This window comes from Mycobacterium sherrisii (genome assembly GCF_002102355.1).
Taxonomy (GTDB): Bacteria; Actinomycetota; Actinomycetes; order Mycobacteriales; family Mycobacteriaceae; genus Mycobacterium; species Mycobacterium sherrisii.
The window spans coordinates 1-2,573 of the sequence record NZ_LQPT01000109.1 but is presented as its reverse complement, the minus strand read 5'-3'; the positions used below and the strand labels follow the sequence as shown (position 1 = coordinate 2,573).

The 2,573-nt window shown below is 65.9% G+C and carries 2 protein-coding genes; both read right to left on the bottom strand.

The annotated features are described in order from the left end of the window. Positions 1-39: 39 nt before the first annotated feature. The gene (gene istB, locus AWC25_RS23515; protein WP_085167899.1) at positions 40-795 is read right to left on the bottom strand and encodes an IS21-like element helper ATPase IstB; all 756 of its coding nucleotides are present in this window, start codon (positions 793-795) and stop codon (positions 40-42) included. 53 nt (positions 796-848) lie between these two features. Further along, a complete protein-coding gene (gene istA, locus AWC25_RS23510; RefSeq protein WP_085167897.1) occupies positions 849-2,384 on the bottom strand; it encodes an IS21 family transposase in 1,536 nt (511 codons plus the stop codon). Positions 2,385-2,573 lie beyond the last annotated feature (189 nt).

The window sequence follows — 2,573 nt, the reverse complement described above, 5'->3', positions numbered from 1 at the left end:
CGCTGCTGCGGTGAGCGTAGCGAATCGTTGAAGTGGGTGTCAGGTGGTCTTGGTGCGGGGTCGTTTCCGGGGTCGGTAGGACGGGCCGTCCATGAGGACTTGGTGGCTGGTGTTGATCAGTCGGTCGAGCAGCGATTCGGCCACGACCGGGTTCGGAAACAGCGGGTACCAGTCCTTCGGGGCCCGGTTGCTGGTCAGGATCAGGGGCTTGGCGGCGATGGCGCGGTCGGAGACTAGGTCGTAGAGGTCGTCGCTTTGGGTGGGGGTGTGCTCGCGCATCGCGAAATCGTCGACGATAAGGACCAGGGGGCGGGTGTATTCGCGCATGCGTTGTCCGATTGTGCGGTCGGCGTGGCCGCCGGCGAGGTCGGCGAGCATGCGGGAGCATTTGACGAAGCGGATGTCTCCGCCGCGGCGGGCTACTTGGTGCCCGAGTGCTTGTGCCACATGGGTTTTCCCGACGCCGACTGGACCGTAGAGGATGACCGACTCGCCGGCGTCGAGCCAGCGCAGCGCGGCCAGGTCGCGCAGCATCGCAGCAGGGAGCTTGGGGCTGACGGTGAAGTCGAAGTCCTCGAAAGTGTTGTGCTGTTCGAAGCGGGCGCGGCGGACCCGTCGGGCCAGGGCGGCGGTCTCGCGGCGGGCGATTTCGTCTTCGCAGAGCACCTGCAGGAATTCCAGGTGTCCGAGTTCCCCGTCGCGGGTTTGGGCCAGGCGGGCGTCGAGGGTATCGAGCATGCCGGTCAGTTTGAGGGTCTTCAGTGCGGCCCGCAGGCTGGGATCGTGAATTGTCATGACAATGTCCTTGGAGAGTCGAAGTGGTTGCAGTGGGAGGTGTTTTGGTGCGCTCAGGCGCTGAGGTCGGTGTCGAACGCGTCAGGTCCGCGCAGCATCGCCGGTGGTGCCGGGACGACTGCGGGCGGGTCCTGGTCTGCTTCGGTGCCGGCGACCAGGATGCCTTTGACGGTGCGGTAGCCGGGGTCTCCGACTTGCAGTGCTCGTGTGCAGGCCGCGTCCAGCCGGTCATCGCCGTACTTCTCGCGCAGGCGGATGATCCCCTGGATGGCGCGGAGCCGGTGGATGGCGTTGACCGTGGACAGTTCGGCGACGACCGCGACGGCGCCGGGCCCGATCTGCTCGGCCTGGGTGCGACACCACGTCACGGTGCGCAGGGTGTGGGCGATCTTGTGTGGCGGGTAGTGCTCGAAGTTCGTCGAGCGGCCCGACAGGTGCAGCACGTGGGTCGCGACCACGGTCCCGCTGTGGAAGATCTGCACGACGTCACCGGCGGTGCGGGCGGTGACCTGCTGGCCGATCAGCCGCCACGGCACTGAGTACAGCGCCTTGCCGGACTTGACGTGGCAATCCGCGGCGACCCGCCCGATCGAGTAGACAACCGACTCAAACGCTCTGGGCGGCAACGGAATCAGTGCATCACGTTCGATCGCGGCGAACACCGATGCCGGTGTCTGCCCATCCAGGCCGCGGTGCTTGTGGACTCCGTATACCTCGGTGGACCACCTGATCGCCTCGGCCTGCATCTGTGCCAGCGAGGTGAACTCGCGGCCGGCGAAGAACGAGTCCCGAATGTAGGGCATCGGCCGCTCGATGCGGGGTTTGTCCTTCGGCTTGCGGGCCCGCGCCGGGTCGATCAGGGTGCCGTAGTGCGCGGCGAGCTCGCCGTAGGCCAGATTGATCAGCGGATCGTAGAGGTCGGGTCGCTCGACCCCGGTCTTGAGGTTATCGCACACCAGCCGCGCCGGGACACCACCGAAGAACTCGAACGCCGCGACATGCGAGGCGTTCCAGGATGTTTGGTCCATCCGCAGCACCGGTTGGACGAACAACGTCCGCGAGCACGACAGGATCATCGCGAACACCCACACCGCGATGCGGCGCCCCGATTCCGGGTCACGCCACATGCCGAGCTTGCCGTAGTCGATCTGTGCTTCGCTGCCCGGCTCGACCGCACCCCGCGGAACAGTGACTCTGCTCTCGAGATACCTCTCAGCGAAAGTGGTTGTGATGTAACGACGTACCGTCGACTCCGATACATCGACCCCATGGTCGTCGCGCAGGCGTTGGGCAATCGTGGCCACTGTCACCGGCACGCCCAGCTGTTCGGCTATCCACTGGCGATGCGCCCCGATCAGCGGCCAGGTCACCGCCCGCACCGTCGGATCCATCAACTCCGGGAACCACCGCCCGATCCGTGCCCGCCATAGCTCCTCGTCGAACTCCTCTGGGCTGGGTTGCAGACCCTCGGCCAAGGCCGGGGCCACATACTTGCGGATGGTCTTGCGGTCGATGCCCAGTGCCTCATTGATCTGCACCTGGGACCGGCCGGCGTTCCAATGTCGGAACATCTCCACGAAGTCCGTCACGTTCCACGATCTCCTCGCCACTCAAGGCCCCTTCCAGGACCCCTTGGCGGGGCACCCGAACGGAGCGAACCTGAGCAGCACCTGAATCCCCGCCGGACACGCCCCGAGGGTGGGGAATTACGTGACGGCGGGTGGGGAATTACGTGACGGACAACCCCTCAGACCTGGGGAATTACGTGACCGCTGACA

Coding starts and splice junctions, on each gene's coding strand:
- istB (WP_085167899.1), bottom strand. CDS start 795: ATGACAATTCACGATCCCAGCCTGCGGGCCGCACTGAAGACCCTCAAA.